This is a genomic window from Variovorax sp. YR266 (assembly GCF_900107295.1).
Lineage (GTDB): Bacteria > Pseudomonadota > Gammaproteobacteria > Burkholderiales > Burkholderiaceae_C > Variovorax.
The window spans coordinates 1,134,358-1,153,993 of sequence record NZ_FNPM01000001.1 but is presented as its reverse complement, the minus strand read 5'-3'; the positions used below and the strand labels follow the sequence as shown (position 1 = coordinate 1,153,993).

General features: G+C 68.3%; 19 protein-coding genes and 1 other RNA gene. 9 read left to right on the top strand and 11 right to left on the bottom strand.

The genetic code is table 11. The annotated features are described in order from the left end of the window. Nucleotides 1–101: 101 nt before the first annotated feature. Nucleotides 102–977, top strand: a complete 876-nt coding sequence (gene htpX / locus BLW48_RS05365) for a protease HtpX (protein WP_093056349.1) — start codon at nt 102–104, stop codon at nt 975–977. 82 nt (nt 978–1,059) lie between these two features. Here the strand turns inward: htpX and BLW48_RS05360 are convergent, their stop codons facing one another. From BLW48_RS05360 to msrB, 6 genes are all read right to left on the bottom strand, one after another. Continuing rightward, nucleotides 1,060–1,989, bottom strand: coding sequence for a ProQ/FinO family protein (locus tag BLW48_RS05360; protein ID WP_093173152.1), 930 nt, complete (start codon nt 1,987–1,989; stop codon nt 1,060–1,062). A gap of 66 nt (nt 1,990–2,055) precedes the next feature. Continuing rightward, a complete protein-coding gene (locus BLW48_RS05355) occupies nt 2,056–2,679 on the bottom strand; it encodes a flavin reductase family protein (protein ID WP_093173150.1) in 624 nt (207 codons plus the stop codon). An 8-nt stretch (nt 2,680–2,687) separates the two neighbouring features. After that, nucleotides 2,688–3,245, bottom strand: a complete 558-nt coding sequence (locus BLW48_RS05350) for a VUT family protein (RefSeq protein WP_093173148.1) — start codon at nt 3,243–3,245, stop codon at nt 2,688–2,690. Further along, complete coding sequence (locus BLW48_RS05345) at nt 3,245–4,912, bottom strand: NAD(P)/FAD-dependent oxidoreductase (protein ID WP_093173146.1); 1,668 nt, start codon at nt 4,910–4,912, stop codon at nt 3,245–3,247. Before BLW48_RS05345 ends, BLW48_RS05350 begins: the two co-directional genes overlap by 1 nt. Nucleotides 4,913–5,064: 152 nt before the next feature. Continuing rightward, nucleotides 5,065–5,985 carry a cysteine synthase A gene (gene cysK / locus BLW48_RS05340; RefSeq protein WP_093056344.1) on the bottom strand — a complete coding sequence of 307 codons (921 nt, stop codon included), beginning with the start codon at nt 5,983–5,985 and terminating at the stop codon, nt 5,065–5,067. 79 nt (nt 5,986–6,064) lie between these two features. Continuing rightward, on the bottom strand, nt 6,065–6,577 hold the full coding sequence (gene msrB, locus BLW48_RS05335; protein ID WP_093173144.1) for a peptide-methionine (R)-S-oxide reductase MsrB: 513 nt from the start codon (nt 6,575–6,577) through the stop codon (nt 6,065–6,067). A gap of 96 nt (nt 6,578–6,673) precedes the next feature. Here msrB and rnpB point away from each other — a divergent pair. The 7 genes from rnpB (at nt 6,674) to BLW48_RS05300 (ending at nt 13,588) form a co-directional block, all read left to right on the top strand. After that, nucleotides 6,674–7,002, top strand: an RNA gene (gene rnpB, locus BLW48_RS05330) — RNase P RNA component class A. 168 nt (nt 7,003–7,170) lie between these two features. Beyond that, on the top strand, nt 7,171–7,614 hold the full coding sequence (locus BLW48_RS05325; RefSeq protein WP_093056399.1) for a MarR family winged helix-turn-helix transcriptional regulator: 444 nt from the start codon (nt 7,171–7,173) through the stop codon (nt 7,612–7,614). After that, the gene (locus tag BLW48_RS05320) at nt 7,615–9,726 is read left to right on the top strand and encodes an FUSC family protein (protein WP_093173142.1); all 2,112 of its coding nucleotides are present in this window, start codon (nt 7,615–7,617) and stop codon (nt 9,724–9,726) included. Next, entirely contained in the window at nt 9,723–9,929 is a 207-nt protein-coding gene (locus tag BLW48_RS05315) for a DUF1656 domain-containing protein (protein WP_093056341.1), read from the top strand. The genes BLW48_RS05320 and BLW48_RS05315 overlap by 4 nt, the downstream gene beginning before the upstream one ends. Nucleotides 9,930–9,951: 22 nt before the next feature. Beyond that, the gene (locus BLW48_RS05310; RefSeq protein WP_093173140.1) at nt 9,952–10,893 is read left to right on the top strand and encodes an efflux RND transporter periplasmic adaptor subunit; all 942 of its coding nucleotides are present in this window, start codon (nt 9,952–9,954) and stop codon (nt 10,891–10,893) included. Continuing rightward, nucleotides 10,890–12,374, top strand: a complete 1,485-nt coding sequence (locus BLW48_RS05305; RefSeq protein ID WP_093173138.1) for an efflux transporter outer membrane subunit — start codon at nt 10,890–10,892, stop codon at nt 12,372–12,374. The genes BLW48_RS05310 and BLW48_RS05305 overlap by 4 nt, the downstream gene beginning before the upstream one ends. Next, nucleotides 12,371–13,588, top strand: coding sequence for a multidrug effflux MFS transporter (locus BLW48_RS05300; RefSeq protein WP_093056338.1), 1,218 nt, complete (start codon nt 12,371–12,373; stop codon nt 13,586–13,588). The genes BLW48_RS05305 and BLW48_RS05300 overlap by 4 nt, the downstream gene beginning before the upstream one ends. Before the next feature lies 1 nt (nt 13,589). Here the strand turns inward: BLW48_RS05300 and BLW48_RS05295 are convergent, their stop codons facing one another. The 5 genes from BLW48_RS05295 to BLW48_RS05275 all read right to left on the bottom strand — a co-directional run bounded on the left by BLW48_RS05295 (nt 13,590) and on the right by BLW48_RS05275 (nt 18,482). After that, on the bottom strand, nt 13,590–14,123 hold the full coding sequence (locus tag BLW48_RS05295) for a hypothetical protein (protein WP_093173136.1): 534 nt from the start codon (nt 14,121–14,123) through the stop codon (nt 13,590–13,592). Nucleotides 14,124–14,128: 5 nt separating this feature from the next. Further along, nucleotides 14,129–15,208 carry a hypothetical protein gene (locus BLW48_RS05290; protein ID WP_093173134.1) on the bottom strand — a complete coding sequence of 360 codons (1,080 nt, stop codon included), beginning with the start codon at nt 15,206–15,208 and terminating at the stop codon, nt 14,129–14,131. Between the two features lie 223 nt (nt 15,209–15,431). Next, nucleotides 15,432–15,974, bottom strand: coding sequence for a hypothetical protein (locus tag BLW48_RS05285; RefSeq protein WP_093173132.1), 543 nt, complete (start codon nt 15,972–15,974; stop codon nt 15,432–15,434). Nucleotides 15,975–16,098: 124 nt separating this feature from the next. Then, nucleotides 16,099–16,815 (bottom strand): RNA pseudouridine synthase, encoded by a 717-nt coding sequence (locus tag BLW48_RS05280; RefSeq protein ID WP_093173282.1) that lies wholly within the window; start codon nt 16,813–16,815, stop codon nt 16,099–16,101. A gap of 2 nt (nt 16,816–16,817) precedes the next feature. After that, entirely contained in the window at nt 16,818–18,482 is a 1,665-nt protein-coding gene (locus tag BLW48_RS05275) for an MBL fold metallo-hydrolase (RefSeq protein WP_093173130.1), read from the bottom strand. Between the two features lie 141 nt (nt 18,483–18,623). Here BLW48_RS05275 and BLW48_RS05270 point away from each other — a divergent pair, with 141 nt between their 5' ends. Continuing rightward, nucleotides 18,624–19,625 carry a Bug family tripartite tricarboxylate transporter substrate binding protein gene (locus tag BLW48_RS05270; protein WP_177142271.1) on the top strand — a complete coding sequence of 334 codons (1,002 nt, stop codon included), beginning with the start codon at nt 18,624–18,626 and terminating at the stop codon, nt 19,623–19,625. The last annotated feature ends 11 nt before the right edge of the window (nt 19,626–19,636 follow it).

Here is a 19,636-nt window from a genome sequence, read left to right as displayed (position 1 = left end):
CAGAACGCACTACAACACCCAGGGCCTCCATGCCGCGCACGGCTTGAAGAGGGCCCCGGGGTCCTCATCTAGGTGGCAGGTTTCCCCACGGAGAATTCAACTTGAAACGTATCCTTCTGTTCGTTTTGACCAATGTGATGGTCGTCGCGGTGCTCGGCGTGGTCGCCAGCCTGCTCGGCGTCAATCGCTTCCTCACGGCCAACGGGCTCAACCTGGGCGCGCTGCTCGGTTTCGCGCTGGTGATGGGTTTCGGCGGCGCGATCATCTCGCTGCTCATCAGCAAGCCCATGGCCAAGTGGACCACCGGCCTGCACATGATCGACAACCCCCAGTCGCCCGACGAGGCCTGGATCGTCGGCACGGTGCGCAAGTTCGCAGACAAGGCCGGCATCGGCATGCCCGAGGTCGGCATCTTCGAAGGCGAGCCCAATGCCTTTGCGACCGGCGCGTTCAAGAACTCGTCGCTGGTGGCGGTGTCCACCGGCCTGCTGCAGGGCATGACGCGCGAAGAGGTCGAGGCCGTCATCGGCCACGAAGTGGCCCACATCGCCAACGGCGACATGGTCACGATGACGCTGATCCAGGGCGTGATGAACACCTTCGTCGTGTTCCTGTCGCGCGTGATCGGCTATGCGGTCGACAGCTTCCTGCGCCGCGGCGACGACCGTTCGTCGGGCCCCGGCATCGGCTACTACGTGAGCACCATCGTGCTGGACATCGTGCTCGGCTTCGCCGCCGCGATGGTGGTGGCCTGGTTCTCGCGCCATCGCGAGTTCCGCGCCGACGCCGGTGCGGCCGCGCTGATGGGCCAGAAGCAGCCAATGATCAACGCGCTCGCGCGCCTGGGCGGCCTGCCGGCCGGCGAACTGCCGAAGGCCGTGGAGGCCATGGGCATCACCGGCAGCATTGGCAAGCTGTTTGCCACGCACCCGCCGATCGAAGAGCGCATTGCTGCGCTGCAGAACGCGCAGCGCTGATCAGTCGGTCGCGGCAAGTCCGCGGCGCCATGAAAAAAAGCCGCCACATTGCTGTGGCGGCTTTTTTGTTTGTGTGGCGTGTTCAGTCTGCTGCGGGTGCTTCGGGTGCTTCGACGGCCGGCGCCGCAGGTGCCTCGCGATCGGCGCGCGCGCGTTGCAGCGTGCGCGTCACATCGCCGTGCTTCATGCCGTACATGTCGGCGAACTCCTGCTCGCTGCGGCCGCTGGCCTCGAAGGCGCGCAGCAGCGCCTCGCGCTTGGCGGCTTGCTGGGCGAGTTCGGCCAGGGCCTCGTCCACCACGGCGTTGTTGTTCTCGTCACGCGAGCGCACCAGCACGGCATAGGCTTCGCGATCCAGGCCCGAGGCCTCGATGGCCTTGGCGATGCGCGCGACCAGCTGCGGGCGCAGGTCTTCGCCGTTGGCACGCTGCAGGCGGCGGCGGTGCAGCTCGAGGATGGCGTGGTGCACGTGCTCCGGCGCGACCGGGTCGAGCGCGTTGCCGTCGAGGTCGTGGCGCGCCAGGCCGGCGGCCACGGCCTCCAGGTAGCGCGTGGAGCGCGCGTGCTGGCCCATGGCGATCTTCAGGTCTTCGGCCTTGAAGTCTTCGGGGTGGCGCGCGAGCAGTTCCTCGTACACGCCGAGCTTCAGCGGCACGAAGCGCGCGCCGAAGAGTTGCGGGTACAGATCGAACAGGCGCTCGAGCACCGGGTTGACCTTGCGCGGCGCGCGCTGCGGTTGAGCCGCTGCCTGGCCCTGTGCCTGGCCTTGCGCACCCTGCTTGCGCGGCTGCTGTTGCTGCCGCTGCGGGCGCTGGTTGCCTGCGCCCTGGTTGTTCTGGCGGGGTGGGCGGGACTGGCGAGGCTGCTGCGCGGGAGTTTCCGCGCTGGTGCTCGTGCCCGAATCCGCATCGGGGCCGGCCTGCAGCTGCTTCAGCTGATCGGCCATGTCCAGTTGCTGACGCCGGGGCGGGCGCGCGTTCGTCTTCGGGGTGGCGGTGGAAGCGTCGGTCATGCGGGGGGGCGCGGCGAGGGTCGCGGTGGAATGAAAGGGAAAGAAATGAAGTCCGGTTTGGCGCCTTCAGCGCGGCCGGAACATCCTGAAGAGATTGTCGGGGCTGACTTCGAAATAGTCCGCCGGTCCGCCGCCGCGCAGGATGGGCTGCGCCGCGGCGGTGTCGTAGATGCCGTCCTTCAGCAGGTGGCGCGCAATGTGCACACCCACCACTTCGCCGAGGATCAGCCAGGTTTGCACGGGCGTGCCGTCCACGCCTTCTAGCTGCAGGATCTGCGTGAGCCTGCATTCGAAGGACACGGGGCTTTCGGCTACGCGCGGCACCGCGATGGTTTTGGAGGCGGCGGTCGTGAGCCCGGCGAGCTCGAACTCGTTCACCTCGGGCGGCACGGCGGCGCACGAGCGGTTCATCTGCTCGGCCAGCGGCCGGGTCGCCAGGTTCCAGCCGAACTCGCGCGTCTGGCGGATGTTGTGCAGGCTGTCCTTGGCGCCGATGCTGGCGAAGCCGACGATGGGCGGCGTGTAGTTGAAGGCGTTGAAGAAGCTGTAGGGCGCGAGGTTGAGCACGCCGTTCGCGTCCTGCGACGAAATCCAGCCGATGGGGCGCGGCCCGACCATCGCGTTGAACGGGTCGTGCGGCAGGCCGTGGCCCTTGGCGGGCTCGTAGAAGTGGAAGTCGTCGTTCGCCATCGATGTCCTCAGTGGCCCAGGGCCGAAGCCCGCGCCGCCTGCCGGCCGATCAGCAGCCGGAACGGCAGCAGCATCAGCACGCCAACGGCGAGCTTCACGGCGAGGTCGCCCAGCGCCCACGTGAACCAAGGGCCTTCGGTGCCCGCGAAGGCGATGCCCCAGAACACGATGCTGTCGAGCACCGCTGCAATCACCGTGGCCACCAGCGGGGCGCGCCACCAGAGGCCGCGCCGCAGCCGGTCGAACACACCGATGTCGAGTAGCTGCGAAGCGATGAAGGCCAGCCCCGAGGCCGCCGCGATGCGCACCGGCGCGAGCAGCAGCGAGATTCCCACGGCGACGGCAAAGCCGACCCATGCCACGCGCCGCGCCATGCCGGGGCCGAAGCGCCGGTTGACGAGGTCGCTCACGAGGTACGCCACCGGGTACGTGAAGGCGCCCCAGGTCAGCCAGTCGTTGATGGCGAACTGCACGAGGATGTTGGAAGCCAGCACCACGGCTGCCATCGCGAGCGTGGCGGCGGTCAGCTGGCCGAGGGTGGGGCGCTCGAAGTGCATGACTTGCATCAGACGCTCGCGGTGCGTTCGCGTTCGGCCTCGGCCAGCACGCCGTGCGCCACGGCCTCGGCCACCTTGATGCCGTCGACACCAGCTGACAGGATGCCGCCCGCGTAGCTCGCGCCTTCGCCGGCGGGGTACAGACCGCGCACATTGAGGCTCTGGAAGTCGTCGCCGCGCGTGATGCGGATGGGCGACGAGGTGCGCGTCTCGACGCCGGTGAGCACCGCGTCGTGCGTGTCGAAGCCCTTGATCTTGCGGCCGAAGGCGGGGAAGGCCTCGCGCATGGCCTCGATGGCGTAGGCAGGCAGGGCCTTGTGCAGGTCGGTCGGGGTCACGCCCGGCTTGTACGACGGCGTCACGCTGCCGAGCGCCGTAGAGGGCTTGCCGGCGATGAAGTCGCCCACCAGCTGGCCCGGCGCGCGGTAGTCGCCGCCGCCGAGCACGAAGGCGTTGCTTTCGAGTTCGCGCTGCAGTGCGATGCCCGCGAGCGCATCGCCGGAGGAATTGGATTCCCATCCTGGGAAATCGCGCGGGTCGATGCCCACCACGATGCCCGCGTTGGCGTTGCGCTCGTTGCGCGAGTACTGGCTCATGCCGTTGGTGACCACGCGGCCCGGCTCGCTGGTGGCTGCGACCACGGTGCCGCCGGGGCACATGCAGAAGCTGTAGACCGAGCGGCCGTTGCTCGCGTGGTGCACCAGCTTGTAGTCGGCCGCGCCGAGCAGCGGGTGGCCCGCATGGCGGCCCCAGCGCGCGCGGTCGATCAGGCCCTGCGGATGCTCCACGCGGAAGCCGATGGAGAAGGGCTTGGCCTCGATGTGCACGCCGCGCTTGTGCAGCATCTCGAAGGTGTCGCGCGAGCTGTGGCCCAGCGCCATCACCACGTGGTCGGCACGCAGCTCGCTGCTTTGGCCGGTCGTCTGGTCGAGCACGGTGAGGCCGCGCAGGTGGCCGTCTTCGATGTGCACGTCCGTCACGCGCTGCTCGAAGCGGATCTCGCCGCCCAGCGCCACGATCTGCTCGCGGATGTTCTCGACCACCTTCACCAGCTTGAAGGTGCCGATGTGCGGATGCGCGACGTAAAGGATTTCGGGCGGCGCGCCGGCCTTCACGAACTCTTCCATCACCTTGCGGCCGAGGAAGCGCGGGTCCTTGATCTGGCTGTAGAGCTTGCCGTCCGAGAAGGTGCCGGCGCCGCCTTCGCCGAACTGCACGTTCGACTCGGGGTTGAGCACGCTCTTGCGCCACAGGCCCCAGGTGTCGCGGGTGCGCTGGCGCACGGTCTTGCCGCGTTCGAGCACGATGGGCTTGAAGCCCATCTTCGCGAGCATCAGCGCCGCGAAGATGCCGCAGGGGCCGAAGCCGATCACCACCGGCCGGGCAGTGCCTTCTGCCGCATTGGCCGGTGGCGTGTAGCGCATGTCCGGAGCGGCCTGGATGTGCGGATGGCCCGCGTGCTTGGCGAGCAGCGCGGCTTCCAGCTTGGCATCGGCCAGCTGCACGTCGCAGATGTAGACCGTGAGCAGTTCGACCTTGCGCGCGTCGAAGCTGCGCTTGTAGACGGTGTGGGAGGCGATCGCGTCGAGCGGAACGTCGAGCGTCCTGGCGATCAGGGTGACCAGCGCGTCGGGCGCGTGGTCGAGCGGGAGTTTGAGTTCGGAGATTCTCAGCATGGCATGGGGCTTGTGACTATCAAGCAGCCGGCCATTTTAGCTTCGTCGTTCGTGGAACACCGCGGAACCGGCTTTGCCGGGCCGCTGGTGTTGCCCCCGGTAGGGGGTTGGCGAAGCGACACGAAGTGCGCGTAGCCTGGGGGCGAGCCAGATCAAGCGGGCAGGAAGCCCTCTACCGACAGATAGCGCTCGCCGGTGTCGTAGTTGAAGCCCAGCACCACCGCATCGGGTGCCAGCGAGGGCAGCTTCTGCGCGATGGCAGCGAGCGTGGCACCCGACGAAATGCCGACCAGCATGCCTTCCTCGCGCGCGCAGCGGCGGGCCATTTCTCGCGCCGGTTCGGCATCGACCTGCAGCACGCCGTCGAGCAGCGAGGTGTCGAGGTTCTTCGGAATAAAGCCCGCGCCGATGCCCTGGATGGGGTGCGGCGCCGGCGCGCCGCCGGAAATGACCGGCGAAGCCACCGGCTCGACCGCGAACACCTGCAGCTTCGGCCACTTCTTCTTCAGCACCTGCGCCACGCCCGTGATGTGGCCGCCCGTGCCCACGCCGGTGATCAGCACGTCGATGCCATCAGGAAAGTCGGCCGCGATTTCCTCTGCCGTGGTGCGCACGTGCACTTCGACATTCGCGGGGTTGTTGAACTGCTGCGGCATCCACGCACCGGGCGTGCCGGCCACGATTTCCTCAGCGCGGGCGATGGAGCCCTTCATGCCGTTGGCGCGCGGTGTCAGGTCGAACGAGGCGCCGTAGGCCAGCATCAGGCGGCGGCGTTCGATGGACATGCTGTCGGGCATCACCAGGATCAGCTTGTAGCCCTTGACGGCCGCCACCATGGCAAGGCCGATGCCGGTATTGCCCGAGGTGGGCTCGACGATGGTGCCACCGGGCTTGAGCGCGCCGCTTTTCTCGGCGTCTTCCACCATCGACAGCGCGATGCGGTCCTTGATGGAGCCGCCGGGATTGGCGCGCTCCGACTTGATCCACACCTGCTGCTTCGCATTGCCGAACAGGCGGTTGATGCGGATGTGCGGTGTGTTGCCGATGGTCTCGAGGATGTTCTGGGCCTTCATGGACGGAGTCTCCTTGGGTCAATGCGTTTGTCGGACGGACAGCGCGCATTGTGAGACCAGCCCATGACCCCTGCGACTCCTATGCCGCTCCAGGCGTGAAGGTCATCGCCACGCCGTTCATGCAGTAGCGCAGCCCGGTGGGCTTGGGCCCGTCGTCGAACACATGACCCAGATGGCCGCCGCAGCGGCGGCAGTGCACTTCCGTGCGCGCCATGCCGAAAGACCGGTCCTGGTGCTCGCCCACGGCCTTGTCGAGCGGCTGCCAGAAGCTCGGCCAGCCGGTGCGGCTGTCGAACTTGGTCTTCGAGGAGAACAGGTCGAGCGCGCAGCCCGCGCAGCTGAAGCGCCCGGCCCGGTGCTCGTCGTTGAGCGGGCTCGTGTAGGGCCGCTCGGTGCCTTCCTGGCGCAGCACCGAGAACTGGCTCGCGGTGAGCAGCTTGCGCCATTCGGCCTCGGTGTGCGTGACTTCGAATTTCTCGTTCTCCGCCGCTTGCGCAGGGCGTGTGCCCCAGCCGAAGAACTGGGCAATGGCCAGCCCCAGGGTCGAAGTGCCAGCGGCAATGGCGAAGCGGCGTCTGGTGTTTTGCGTCATGCCCTTAGTTCGGGCCGACGAGGCGGCGGGTTACAAATAGCGGCGCAGCATCGCCTGAAAAGGCGCTTTCGCCCGTGAGGCGATAATCCGCCCCGTGAAGCACGCCAGACCGCCGCTGGTGCAAGTCTCGAAAGAGCGCACTGGAGGAACGTCCGGACTGCATAGGACAGCGCAGGAGTTAACGACTCTCCACCGTGAGGTGAGGATCAGAGCAACAGAGACGAGCCGATTAAGTTCGGGTGAAACGGGCAATCTCTGCGCGCAGCAACACCAAGTAGGCCAGTATTGAGGTGGTTCCGCTGAGCTGGCGGGTAGGTGGCATCGAGCCGTCTGGTGACAGACGGCCCAGAGTAATGGCGGTCACGTCGAGGGCTTCGCAAGAGGCCCTCGATGCACAGAATCCGGCTTATCGGCGGGCTTCACACTTTTCTTCTTCCCGTTTTTCTTTTTTCGCGCCTTCGGCCTGAAGGCGGGCGACAGCCTTGCCGCCAGCAGGGATTGGTAGTTACCCGTACAATAGATAGCATGCTAATTAATAGACGGCTACCGTGACCGACTCCGACAACTCCCAACCGACACGCGAAAACGCGCTGATGCGGCTCGGCATGTCGCTTTCGGTGCTGCAGCGCGGCTACCGCGCCCATGCAGACAAGGCGGTGGCGCACGTCGGGGTGTCGCAATCGCTGGCTTGGCCGATCGTGATGCTCGGCCGCATGAACGGCGAAGTGCGCCAGGGCGTGCTGGCCGAGGCGCTGGGCATCGAAGGCCCTTCGCTGGTGCGCTCGCTCGATCAGCTGGTCGAGGCCGGTTTCGTCGAGCGGCACGAAGATCCGTCCGACCGCCGCGCCAAGACCCTGCATCTCACCGAAGCCGGCAAGGCCGCCTGCGCGCCCATCGAGGCAGCGCTGAGCCTGATGCGCACCGCAATGTTCGAAGGCGTGCCGGACGAAGACATCGCCGCCTGCCTGCGCGTGTTCGCCGTGCTCGAAGAGCGCCTGGGCCGCGCCGCGCAGCCGCCGCAAGAAGGGCGCAAGTAAATGGCCGCGCTCAGCCTGCCGCGCTTCAGCCGCGCGGAGCTTCTCTTTTCCGGCAAGAGCTTCGCCGCGGCCATGCTGGCGATGTACCTTGCCAGCCGCGCCGGCCTGCCGCGTCCGTTCTGGGCGCTCATGACCACCTACATCGTTGCCCATCCGCTGGCCGGCGCCGTGCGTTCCAAGGCGGCGTACCGCTTCTTCGGCACGCTCATCGGCAGCACCGCCACCGTGCTGCTGGTGCCCGCGCTGTCCAACGCGCCCGAGCTGCTGACGCTGGTGCTCGCGCTGTGGGTCGGGCTGTGCCTGTGCATCTCGCTGCTCGACCGCACGCCGCGCTCGTATGTGTTCATGCTCGCGGGCTACACGGCGGCACTGATCGGCTTTCCGTCGGTGCAGACGCCGCTCGCGCTGTTCGACACCGCCGTGGCGCGCGTGGAAGAAATCGGCCTCGGCATCTTCTGCGCCACGCTGGTCCACAGCCTCGTGCTGCCCGCGGGGCTTGCTCCGACCGTGCTGGGCCTGCTCGACCGCACGCTGCAAGACGCGCGCAAGTGGCTCGGCGACCTGCTGCAGCCTGCCGGCCGCAGCAGCAACGCCGATCCGAAACGCCTCGACGACGACCGCCGCCGCCTCGCCGGCGACATCACGCAGCTGCGCCTGCTCTCCACCCATGTGCCCTTCGACACCACGCACCTGCGCTGGACCGCCGGCGCCATCCGCGCCATGCAGGACCGCGTTGCCGCGCTCACTCCGGCCCTGTCGGCCGTCGAAGACCGCCTGCAGGCGCTGGAGCAGGCCGAAGGCCGGCTCGCACCCGATGTGGCTGCCGTGCTCTCACAGGCCGCACAGTGGCTGCGTGAAGAAGCAGAACCCACCGGCGATGCAGCAACCCGCGCCGAACGCCTGCAAGCCCTGCGCCGCGCCATCGACGTGCTGGGCGCCACACCCGCGAGCGCGGAGCAACAGACTCCATGGGGCCGCGCCCTGCGCATCGGCCTCGCAGGCCGTCTCGCAGAACTCGTCGACGGCTGGACCGCCTGCGCCCAGCTGCGCCTGGACATCGACGAAGGCCTCAAGGGCGCCGCTCCGCTGCGCCGCACGGCAGCGCTCGGCAGTCGAGTGCTGCACCGCGACTACGGCATGGCGCTGCTGTCCGCGCTTGCGGCCGTCATCGCCATCTGCCTGTGCGGCGCGTTCTGGATCGTCACCGGCTGGCCCATGGGCTCGGCCGCGACCATGATGGCTGCCGTCTTCTGCTGCTTCTTCGCCACCATGGACGACCCCGTGCCGGCGATCCACGGCTTCCTGAAGTGGACGCTGTTGTCCATTCCGATCTCGGCGCTCTATGTGCTGGTGCTGATGCCCACGGTGCAGGACTTCGGCATGCTCGTGGTCATCTGCGCGCCGCTCTTCCTGCTGCTGGGCCTCTACCTGCCGCGCCCGACGCATTTCATGCCCGCGATGGCGCTGATCTTCGGCGTGGCCGGCACGCTCGCGCTGCACGACACGGCCAGCTCCGATCTCGTGAGCTTCCTTAACAGCATGATCGGCCAGATCGTCGGCGTGGTCGTTGCTGCGCGAGTCACCCGCCTGGTGCGTTCGGTGGGCGCCGACTGGAGCGCGCGCCGCATCCAGCGCGCCACATGGCGCGAACTCGGCGACATGGCCGCGTCTTCTCAACCGCAGTACGCGCAGAGCGATGCTTATGCCGTGCGCATGCTCGACCGCATCGGCCTGCTCGCGCCGCGCATCGCGCAGGCCGGCGGCACCGTCGAAGGCGTGGCGGCCAACGATGCGCTGCGCGACCTGCGCATGGGCGCCGACATCGCCGTGCTGCAGCGCGTGCGCGCCCAGCTGCCGCTGGCTACATCGGCCGCGCTGCTGGGCGGCATCTCGCGCTTCTTCCGCCAGCGTTCGGAAGGCCGCATGAACCCGCGTCCGCCGGGCCTGCTGCCGCAGATCGACGAGGCGCTGAACGCAATGCTCGAAGCGCGCGACACCGCTGCTTCATCGACGTCGCGCGCCGCCGTTACCGCACTGGTCGGCCTGCGCCGCAATCTTTTTCCCGACGCACCGCCGATGCTGGGCGCGTCCAGGCAAGGAGCTTCCGCATGATCGGCGAAGCCAGTTTCTACGGCCTCTACCTGCCCTGGATCATGGTGCTGGCCCTCGGCGCGCTGCTCGCGCTGTGGGGCGTGCGCCGCCTGCTCGCGGCCACCGGCGTGTACCGCTGGGTGTGGCATCCGGCGCTGTTCGACATGGCGCTCTACCTGCTGCTGCTCTACGCGCTGAGCCGCGTCACCTCCTACCTCCAATAAACAAACAGACAACGAGATCTCCATGAAAGCCACCACCAGTCCTTCCGCAGAAAATCCGTGGGCCCAGCGCCTCGGGCGCGTTCTTTTCACCGTGGTCGTGGTGGCCGCCGCCGTGTGGGCCGGCCTGCGACTGTGGGACCACTACGAACTCGCACCGTGGACGCGCGACGGCCGCGTACGCGCCAACGTCGTGCAGATCGCGCCCGACGTGTCGGGCCTCGTCACCGCCGTGCCGATCCGCGACAACCAGCCGGTCGCCGCCGGCACGCTGCTGTTCGAGGTGGACCGCGCGCGCTACGACCTTGCCGTGCGCCAGGCCCAGGCCGTGCTCGCCGCGCAGCGCGCCCAGAGCGCCCAGGCGCAGCGCGAGAACACGCGCAACACGGGGCTCGACGACCTGATCTCGAAGGAGTCGCGCGAACAGACCCGCTCGCGCGTCGAGCAGATGCAGGCCGCGGTTGCGCAGGCCGAAGTGGCGCTCGATTCGGCCCGCCTCAACCTGCAGCGCGCCCAGGTGCGCGCGCCCACCGACGGCCTCGTCACCAACCTCGACCTGCGCCAGGGCAGCTACGCCGCTGCGGGCCGCCCGGTGCTCGCGCTGGTCGATGCGCAGTCGTTCTACGTCGAAGGCTATTTCGAAGAAACCAAGCTGCCCCGCATCCACCTCGGCGACCGCGTGCGCGTCACGCCCATGGGCGGCGGCGCGGTGTTCGAAGGCGCGGTCGACAGCGTGGCCGCCGGCATCGCCGACCACGACCGCTCCACCAGCGCCAACCTGCTGCCCAGCGTGAACCCCACCTTCAACTGGGTGCGGCTCGCGCAGCGCATTCCGGTGCGCATCAAGCTCGATCCGCTGCCGCAGGGCGCGCGCCTTGTTGCGGGCCAGACGGTGACGGTGCAGGTGCTGGAGAACAAGGCGGCGCAGAAGACGGTGGCAACGACCCCGGCGCCGCAGAAGGGATGAACAGCATGACCCGCTTCGCATTTCGCCTTGCATCGCTGGCCGTCGCCGCCGGGCTCGCGGCCTGCGCGGCGGTCGGCCCCGACTACAAGCAGCCGCCCGAGGCGCTCGCCAGCCAGAGCGCTGCCGGCAAGCCCTTCGCCGAGGCGCCCGCCAACGCCGCGCCGCTGCCTGCGCACTGGTGGCGCCTGTACCACGACCCGCTGCTCGACAGGCTCGTCGAGCAGGCTCTCGCGCACAACACCGACCTGCGCCAGGCCGTGGCTAACCTCGAGCGCGAGCGCGCCATCGACGACGAAGTGGCCGGCGGCAAGTACCCCACCATCGGCGTGAACGGCGGCCCGTCGTTCGGCCACCAGTCGGGCATCCAGTTGCTGCAGCGCGGCTACGAGCCGCCGAGCACCTTCAACTACAGCCTGGGCGCCTCGCTGTCGTACCAGGTCGACCTGTTCGGCCAGCTGCGCCGCGCCATCGAGGCGTCCGCCGCCAACACCGAAGCGGCCGAAGCCGCGCTCGACCTGGTGCGCGTCAACGTCGCAGCGGGCACCGCGCGCGCCTACGCCGAAGCCTGTTCCACCGGCTTGCGCCTGGAGATCGCGCAGAAGTCCGTCGACCTGCAGAAAGACGCGGTGAACGTCACCGAGCGCCTGCAGAAGGCCGGGCGCGCCGGCGCCATCGATGCGGGCCGCGCGCGTGCGCAGCTGCAATCGCTCAACGCCGCGTTGCCGCCGCTGCAGGCCAGCCGCCAGGCCGCGCTGTACCGCCTGGCCACGCTCACCGGCGCGCTGCCGCAAGACTTTCCGCGCGAGGTGGCCGGCTGCACCACGCCGCCGCGCGTGGCCGGTGTGCTGCCCGTGGGCGACGGCGCGCAGCTGCTGCGCCGCCGGCCCGACATCCGCCAGGCCGAGCGCACGCTGGCCGCGTCCACCGCGCGCATCGGCGTCGCCACGGCCGACCTGTACCCGCACGTGTCGATCGGCCTGTCGGCAATGTCGGCCAGCACCGCCGCCGATTTCGGGCGCAAGGACAGCATGAGCTACAGCCTCGGCCCGCTGATCTCGTGGACGATCCCGAACACCGGCGTGGTCCAGGCGCGCATCGCACAAGCCGAGGCCGGCACGCGCGGCGCGCTCGCCAAGTTCGACGGCACCGTGCTCACCGCGCTGCGCGAGACAGAGACCGCGCTCGGCAACTACGCCCGCGAACTCGACCGCCGCGCTGCGCTGGAAGCCTCGCGCGACCAGAGCGCCATCGTCGCGCGGCAGGCGCGCCAGCTCTACCAGAACGGCCGCACCGGCTACCTCGATTCGCTCGACGCCGAGCGCGCGCTGGCCGCCAGCGAGTCCGCGCTGGCCGCCAGCGAAGCGCAGCTGTCCGACGACCAGGTCATGCTTTTCATGGCGCTGGGCGGCGGCTGGGAGCCTGAAGATACGAGCCTTGCGCAAGGCAACCTGACCGGCGGCGCAACCATCACCAAGCAATGACCGCCGCCATCACCTCCGAGCCACAGCGCCGCCCCCACGCGCCGCTGTGGCTGCTGGCGCTGGTCACCTTCAGCGGCACGCTGGCCATGCACATCTTCGTGCCCGCGCTGCCCATTGCCGCGAAGAGCCTCGGCGCAGGCATCGGCGCCATGCAGATGACGGTGAGCCTCTACATCTTCGGCCTGGCAGTGGGCCAGCTGGTGTACGGCCCGCTGGCCGATCGCTACGGGCGACGGCCGGTGTTGCTGTTCGGGCTGGGGCTGTATTGCGTGGCGGGTCTTGCGGCTGCGGTCGCGCCCGAAGTGCATTCGCTCATCGCGGCGCGCCTGTTCCAGGCGGTCGGTGGCTGCGCCGGCCTCGTGCTCGGCCGCAGCATCGTGCGCGACACGGCCGAGCCGCAAGAGGCCACGCGTCGCCTTGCGCTGATGAACCTGATGGTCACCATCGGCCCGAGCCTCGCGCCGCTGCTCGGCGGTGCGCTCGCCACCGCATTGGGCTGGCGCTCGATCTTCTACGCGCTCTTTGCCCTCGGCGTCATCGGCTTCCTGTTCACCTGGCGCCTGCTGCCCGAAACCGGCGCGCCCGGCGCGGCTGTCAATGCGCGTGAGCTCGCCCGCAACTACAGGAAGCTGCTGGCCTCGCCGGCCTTTCTCGGCTTCTCGGTCGGCGGCGGCTGCGCCACCACGTCGATGTATGCCTTCATCGCTTCGGCGCCCTTCATCTTCGTGGACCAGCTGCACCGGCCGGCGCACGAGGCGGGCATCTACCTCGCCATCCTGGTGTCGGGCGTGTGGCTCGGCAGCTTCCTCACCAGCCATCTGATCTCGCGTGTGCGGGTCGACCGTCTCATGGTTCGCTCGAATGCGCTGAGCGTGGCCGCGGCCTTCGTGCTGCTGGGCGCGGCGCTGACCGATCATCTTTCGGTGCCGCTCATCGTCGCCTGCATGTTCCTGTTCACGGTCGGCGCCGGCATGGCCTCGCCGGCCGCGCTCACGCAGGCAATCAGCGTGAACCCGCAGGTCATCGGCTCGGCCTCGGGCCTTTACGGCTTCACGCAGATGGCCGTGGGCGCGCTGTGCACGGCGCTCGCGGGCATGGGCCACCGCAACCCCGCGCTGGCATCGGCCATCGTGCTGGCGGGGGCGGGCATCGTGGCGCAGCTGTCGTTTGCGGTGGCGCTGCGCGCGCAGAAGGCCCGCACGCTCACGGCGTGAGTCAGCCCTTGCAGCGCTTCTTCAGGTCCGTGCCGATCTGCGCGGTGAGGCTGTCCAGTGCCGTGTTGAAGGCTTCCTGGATTTCGCTCTCGGACGTGGACCAGTTCATCGAGTCGTCGAAGCCGCGATAGGTTTTCGTCGTCGTTGTCGCGCCCGAACCCTCCGGCGGAAACTGCACGCGCACGACGAGGTTGGCCGACTTCAGCGTGACGAGGCCGTGCACATAGGCCTTCAGCACCGTGACCCGGATCGCCGGTGCGCCAGCATCGCGCGTGTAGCCGGGAATCGATGCGATGCCGCTCCTGAACCATCCGTCGAAGCCCGCGCCGTCGATGTGCGTGCGGCCCATCTGGCCCAGGCTCTGCGCGTCGCGCTGGTCGTCGATGCCGCCGAGGGAGAACGCGCAGGCCGGCGCTGTGGGGGGCAGCTGTGCAGCTGCAGTCCGGCGATGCAGGCCTGCAACCTTGTCCGACGCGCAGCCCGCCAGGAGCAGCGGCGCCGCCAGTGCGCAGCAGGCTGCGCGGCGCCAACCCATGCGGGTCACTTCGCAGCCGTGTCCGCGACAGCCTGCACGGCGGACACTGCCGCCGCCGGGGCGGCTGCATCGGCCGAAGGAGTAGCTGGGGACGTAGCCACAACCGCCGGCGCTGCGGCTGCCACGTTGGCCAGTGCCGCATCGAAGTACAGCGAACCGTCGGGGTAGCGAAGCAGCTTGCCGGTATTGCGTTGCGACACCAGGTTGGCCTTCAGGCCGAGCGGGGTGTCGACATTGGCCGTCGCGGCTGCATAGATGGGGTGCTTGCTCTGCAGATCGGAGGCCAGCAGCGCCGTCGACTGCGCGATGCCGTCCAGCAGCGCCACCTTCAGCAGGCGAGCGTTGTCGGCCTTCCAGGCCGCGATGTTCTTCGTGGCGTCGTCACCCGACGCCGGGTGCTTCGCGCGGTAGATGATGTTGCTGCGGTAGGTCGCGTTCTGCAGCGCAAGTGCCGGCTCCGAAGGCGTTGCCGACAGCGCGGTCGGCAGCTTGGCCGCCTTGCGCGCCGTGGCCCCGCGCGGATAGATCAGGCCTCGCGCCGAGACTTCCAGCGTGGAGAAGTCGGGCGACAGGTGGTAGTCGAGGTTGATGAACATCACCGCGTTCGACGTCGAGCCCTTGAACGTCTTCTCGTACGCCTCCGTGGTGACGGTCTTGGTAACGGCCACGTCCGCGAGTTGCATGTTGGGCACCGACTGCAGCGACTGCGTGAGCGACTCGCGCATGAGCTGGTCAAAGTTCACGTCGACCAGTTCGTCCTTAAGCGGGCGAACGCTCTCTTCGGCCGCCTTGGCCCGCGTGGCGTTGACGCTTGCATCCACCGCGCCCATCGCACCGCCACAGGCCGCGGCCAGCAGAATGCCCAACCCCGGAACGGCCCCGCATGCCGCGGCACCGGTGGCAGCCGCATTCGAACGGACAAAGGCCGCATACAGCTCGGCCTGCTTGATGCCGACCTTCACCTCGACGGGCTGGAGGGCGCCGAGCACTTCAGGCTTGACCGGCTGCGTGGCCGGCAGGTGCGTGCAACCGGCGAAGACGAACGATGCCAACACCGGAATAACGGCGCTGCGGATAGCGAACATGAGTTTCTCCCTCGGACATGTGATTCGAATGCATCGCTGCGCCCCCTGTTTATGTCGGGTGTCTGCAGCGATGAAGCCTCGGCCAAGGTCTGCCACCTTTCGGCCGGCAGGGATCGTACATGCCGTTACGCTTTGTGCAACATTTGTTGCGCGCCCGGGTGCCCGGACTGTGCGGAAAAGCACTGTCCCTCGGGTTTGTCCCAGTCTGCGCGAGGGGGCGGAATCAGCGCGTGAAGAGCCAGCCCCCCTTGGGCTGGCGCATCAGCTCATGGCGCTTCACGGCGCGCTCCTCGCCGTCGTCGCCCACGTAGACCACCTCGAAGCGCAGCAGCTTCGGCGTGACCATCTTCCAGTTCTGGATGCGCTTCACCGTCACGCAGGCGGTCTTGTCGTGGTACTGCATTTCCGTCATCGGGCCGCCCTGGAAGCCCGTGCCGTCGAACAGGCGGCCGGGCGCGGCAAAGGGGTTGAGCACCGCACCGTTGCGCGCGGTGATGCAGCCCTCGGTCCGCACGAAGGACTCGATGGTCGGCGAGGCGCTGCGCACCACCTTGCCGACGGCCGGGCTGGGCGGCTTGCCGCCGATGGCTTCGCGGATGCGCTCGACCTGTTCTTCTGTGATGGGCGCCAGGCCGTCCTTCGAGACCACGGCAGGCGGTGGTGCCGGTGGCGCGGGCGGCGGTGGTGGCGCGAAAAGCGTGCAGCCCGCCACCAGTGCCAAAGGCACGGTGCAGGCCAGGGCGGTGCTCGGTGGTCCGAACTTCATGGCTCAGTCTCCCTGACGGCGGCCCATCGGGGCCGCTGGCTGAAAATTGCAGGCCGCGAACATGCGGTGCATCGTCGTTGTCGTCCTCTTTCTCTTCTCTTCTTTATTTCTTCGTTGTTGTTTTTCAGAAGCGTTCGTGGGGTGCAAGGTAGCGCCACTGCCCGGGCTGAAGCCCCGCCAGCGGCACGCGGCCGATGCGGATGCGCCGCATCGCCAGAATGCGCAGGTCTACGCCGTCGCAGATGTTGGCGATCTGCCCAGGCCGCGCGCCCTTGAGCGCGAAGCGCAGGCCCGTCTGCTCGTCGCTCTGGCGGCTGATGCTCACGCGCGCGGGCGAGCGTTCCAGCCGCGCCAGCACCTCGGCGCTCACCGGGCCGGCCACGTCCACCATCACCTCGTGTTCGAGGATGCCGGCGTCTTCCTGCAGCTTGCGTTCGATGCGGAATTCCTGCGTGTACGCGACCAGCCCGCTGGCGCCGGTTTCGAGCGGCGTCATGCAGCGTTGCGCCTTTGCATGCGCCGGCAGAAAGCGCTGTCCGGCGCGCTCGGGCTCGTGATGATTCGCAGCCACCAGCAGGCGGTGCGCGGTGTCGGTTGCCATGCCGGCAGGCTTGTACAGAAGCAATGTGACAGGCACTACCGGCTCGGGCTTGGCACCCGCCTCGATATCGACCTGCTGGTGCGGCAGCACGCGCGACTGCGGCAGCATCTGCGGCACGCCATCGACGCGCACTGCGCCGTTCTCTATCAGCAGCTCGGCTTCGCGCCGCGACACGCCGGCCATTGCGGCCACGCGCTTGGCGAGGCGGATGCCTTCGTCTTCGACGGGAGCAGTTTTCATGTTCATCGGGGCGCCGCCAGTTGGCGGATGCGCGCCACGTGCGCGGCCAGCGAGCGGGCTGCCACTGGCCACATGCGTTCGGGCACATCGTCGTAGGCCAGCGGCAGCCATTCTTCGGGTGTGCCTTCGGGCAGCTTCTGCATCGCGGCGGCGATCTTGGCTTCGCGCTTCAGGCGGTGCGCCTTCAGCATGCCGATGGCGGTGCGGGCAACGCCGATCACGTAGCCGTGCGCCGGCAGGATGAAGTCGATGCCACCGGCCTCGCAGGCTGCATCGAGCGTGTCGAGCGAATCGAGGTACGCCGTCATGTCGCCATCGGGCGGATCGACCACCGTGGTGCTGCCGTTGAGGATGTGGTCGCCGGAGAACAGCAGGCCGTCTTCTTCCAGCACCAGGCACAGGTGGTTGGCCGCATGGCCGGGTGTGTGTATCACGTGCAGCGTGTGGGTGACGGTTTCGTTGGCAGCGTTGGCGCCCGACAGCACGAGGCGTTCGCCATCGGCCAGTTCGCGCTCGGGCGTGAAGCGCGCGGTGGCGCGCGCGGTCGGCTTCGAGGCCAGGCCCAGGATCGGCGGCTTGCCGTTCTTGCACAGCGCCTGCAGCGGCGCCGCACCCGGCGAGTGGTCGGCATGCGAATGCGTGCAGACGATCATGCGGATGTCGCCCTTCGCGGCGCGCCACAGCCGGCCGATGTGGTCGAAGTCGTTCGGGCCCGGGTCGATCACGATGTAGCCCGTCGCCGCGTCGCCCACGATGTAGCTGTTGGTGCCCGGGCCAGTCATCGCGCTCGGGTTGGGCGCGGTGAGGCGCATCACGTTCTTCAGCAGCGGCACCGGGTGCTCGCTCTGCCAGTCGAGCGCGTGCAGGAGCTGGCCGTCGGGGCACACCAGAGCGAGTTCGCCATAGGGCGACTCGTGTTCCATGTAGCGCGCGTCCTCGCCCTTGAGCAGGCCGGCGCGCGGGCAACTGGTCCACAGCGGGGCCTCGCTGGCACAGGCCGCGAGCAGGGCATCGACGGTGGGGTACGCGGCCATGCGCTGCAGCGTGCGCACGGTCGGGAAGATCATGAAGAAGGTGCCGGCCTCATGGCGCGCGAGCGCATCGGCCGGATGCACCCAGCTGGGCTCGAACTGCTCGCTCTCGTCGGCGGTGGGCGTCTGGCCTTCGGGCATGCGCGCCACCAGAAAGGGTACGTCGAAGCGCTTGGGCAGGTCGCGATCGGTCATCCAGTGCGCGAAGGTGAACACGCGGTCTGAGTCGAGCACCAGTCCGCGTGCCGCGCACTGGTCGGCAAAGGCGGTGCCGGCGGTGTCGCCGCGGTCCATTGCGGCGACTTCTTCGGCTCTGACAGGGCTTCCGTCGGCATGGTGCGCCAGCAGGATGCCCAGCTCTTCGAAAGCCTCGCGAATGGCCGCGATGGCCTGCGTGCGCTGCACGCGGCTTTGTGTGGGGCGGCGCGTGGCGATGCGCTTGGCCGCTTCGTCGGCGTCGTCGATATGGCCGCCGGGAAATACGTAGGCGCCGGGCGCGAAACTGGCGGTGGCCGAGCGGCGGGTCATCAGCACTTCGATGCCGGCGGCGCTGTCGCGCAGCAGCAGCACCGTGGCGGCCGCGCGCAGGGGCGCGGGCTCGCGTGGGGTGTGTAGTTGTTGGGAGGAACGGACCATGGGGCAATTATGGGGAGCAGGCGCGATACATGCATGTCGACGCGCATAAGCTCATATGGAATCGGGCATCAGCGGCGCGCCACAATTCGCGCCTGCACCGTCTGCATTGAAGACAAAAGACTGAACGACCGAAAGACTGTCATGGCCCATTCTCCACTCACTCGTCTTGCCCGCCGTGTATTGCTGCTGGCAGCGGCCTCGCTCGCCGTGCCCGCCGCCCTCGCTCAACAGGACTGGCCGCAACAACCCGTCACGCTGATCATGGGCTTTCCGGCCGGCTCGGGCGTCGACGTGGTGGCCCGCGTCATCCAGGAGCCGCTGGCAAAGCAGCTCGGGCGGCCCGTCGTCATCGACTACAAGTCTGGCGCCGCAGGCAACATCGCCAGCGACTACGTGGCCCACTCGAAACCCGACGGCTACACGCTTGCCTTCGGCACAGCCGCCACGCACGGCAGCAACGCCGCGCTCTACAAGAAGCTGCCCTTCGACGTGGAAGCCGACTTCATTCCGGTGGCGCCGGTGCTCGACGTGTCGAACGTGCTCACGATCAATCCCGACGTGATCAACGTCAAGACCTTGAAGGAATTCGTCGAGCTGGTCAAGGCCAACCCCGGCAAGTACAACTATGCGTCTACAGGCAACGGCGCAGGCACGCACATGGCCTTTGCCGAATTCAATTCGCGCCTGGGCCTGAACATGGTGCACGTGCCCTACAAGGGCGGCCCCGAGGCCATTACCTCGGTGGTGCGCGGCGAGACCTGCTGCATCATGAACCAGGTGCAGACCATCCTTCCGCACTACAAGGCCGGCAAGGTGCGCCTGCTGGGCGTGACCACCGCGGCGGCCGTGCCGGCAGTGAAAGAAGTGCCCACCATCGCATCGAGTGGCCTGCCGGGCACCAAGGGCTTCGACAGCTCGATCTGGTTCGGCATCTTCGCGCCCAAGGGCACCGACCCGCAGATCGTCGACAAGCTCAATGCCGCCGTGAAGGCGGTGCTGGAGCAGCCCGAGATCCGCGAGCGCTTCGAGAGCCAGGGCAACACCGTGCGCATCGAGTCGCCGGCACAGTTCAAGAAGACCGTGCACGACAACCGCGTGAAGTGGGCCGAGGTCGCGAAGGCCGCGAACATCAGCATCGACTGAGTTGCCAGCTA

Coding starts and splice junctions, on each gene's coding strand:
- BLW48_RS05360 (WP_093173152.1), bottom strand. CDS start 1,989: ATGACCGACGCTTCCACCGCCACCCCGAAGACGAACGCGCGCCCGCCC.
- BLW48_RS05355 (WP_093173150.1), bottom strand. CDS start 2,679: ATGGCGAACGACGACTTCCACTTCTACGAGCCCGCCAAGGGCCACGGC.
- BLW48_RS05350 (WP_093173148.1), bottom strand. CDS start 3,245: ATGCAAGTCATGCACTTCGAGCGCCCCACCCTCGGCCAGCTGACCGCC.
- BLW48_RS05345 (WP_093173146.1), bottom strand. CDS start 4,912: ATGCTGAGAATCTCCGAACTCAAACTCCCGCTCGACCACGCGCCCGAC.
- cysK (WP_093056344.1), bottom strand. CDS start 5,985: ATGAAGGCCCAGAACATCCTCGAGACCATCGGCAACACACCGCACATC.
- msrB (WP_093173144.1), bottom strand. CDS start 6,577: ATGACGCAAAACACCAGACGCCGCTTCGCCATTGCCGCTGGCACTTCG.
- BLW48_RS05325 (WP_093056399.1), top strand. CDS start 7,171: ATGCGGCTCGGCATGTCGCTTTCGGTGCTGCAGCGCGGCTACCGCGCC.
- BLW48_RS05320 (WP_093173142.1), top strand. CDS start 7,615: ATGGCCGCGCTCAGCCTGCCGCGCTTCAGCCGCGCGGAGCTTCTCTTT.
- BLW48_RS05315 (WP_093056341.1), top strand. CDS start 9,723: ATGATCGGCGAAGCCAGTTTCTACGGCCTCTACCTGCCCTGGATCATG.
- BLW48_RS05310 (WP_093173140.1), top strand. CDS start 9,952: ATGAAAGCCACCACCAGTCCTTCCGCAGAAAATCCGTGGGCCCAGCGC.
- BLW48_RS05305 (WP_093173138.1), top strand. CDS start 10,890: ATGAACAGCATGACCCGCTTCGCATTTCGCCTTGCATCGCTGGCCGTC.
- BLW48_RS05300 (WP_093056338.1), top strand. CDS start 12,371: ATGACCGCCGCCATCACCTCCGAGCCACAGCGCCGCCCCCACGCGCCG.
- BLW48_RS05295 (WP_093173136.1), bottom strand. CDS start 14,123: ATGGGTTGGCGCCGCGCAGCCTGCTGCGCACTGGCGGCGCCGCTGCTC.
- BLW48_RS05290 (WP_093173134.1), bottom strand. CDS start 15,208: ATGTTCGCTATCCGCAGCGCCGTTATTCCGGTGTTGGCATCGTTCGTC.
- BLW48_RS05285 (WP_093173132.1), bottom strand. CDS start 15,974: ATGAAGTTCGGACCACCGAGCACCGCCCTGGCCTGCACCGTGCCTTTG.
- BLW48_RS05280 (WP_093173282.1), bottom strand. CDS start 16,815: ATGAAAACTGCTCCCGTCGAAGACGAAGGCATCCGCCTCGCCAAGCGC.
- BLW48_RS05275 (WP_093173130.1), bottom strand. CDS start 18,482: ATGGTCCGTTCCTCCCAACAACTACACACCCCACGCGAGCCCGCGCCC.
- BLW48_RS05270 (WP_177142271.1), top strand. CDS start 18,624: ATGGCCCATTCTCCACTCACTCGTCTTGCCCGCCGTGTATTGCTGCTG.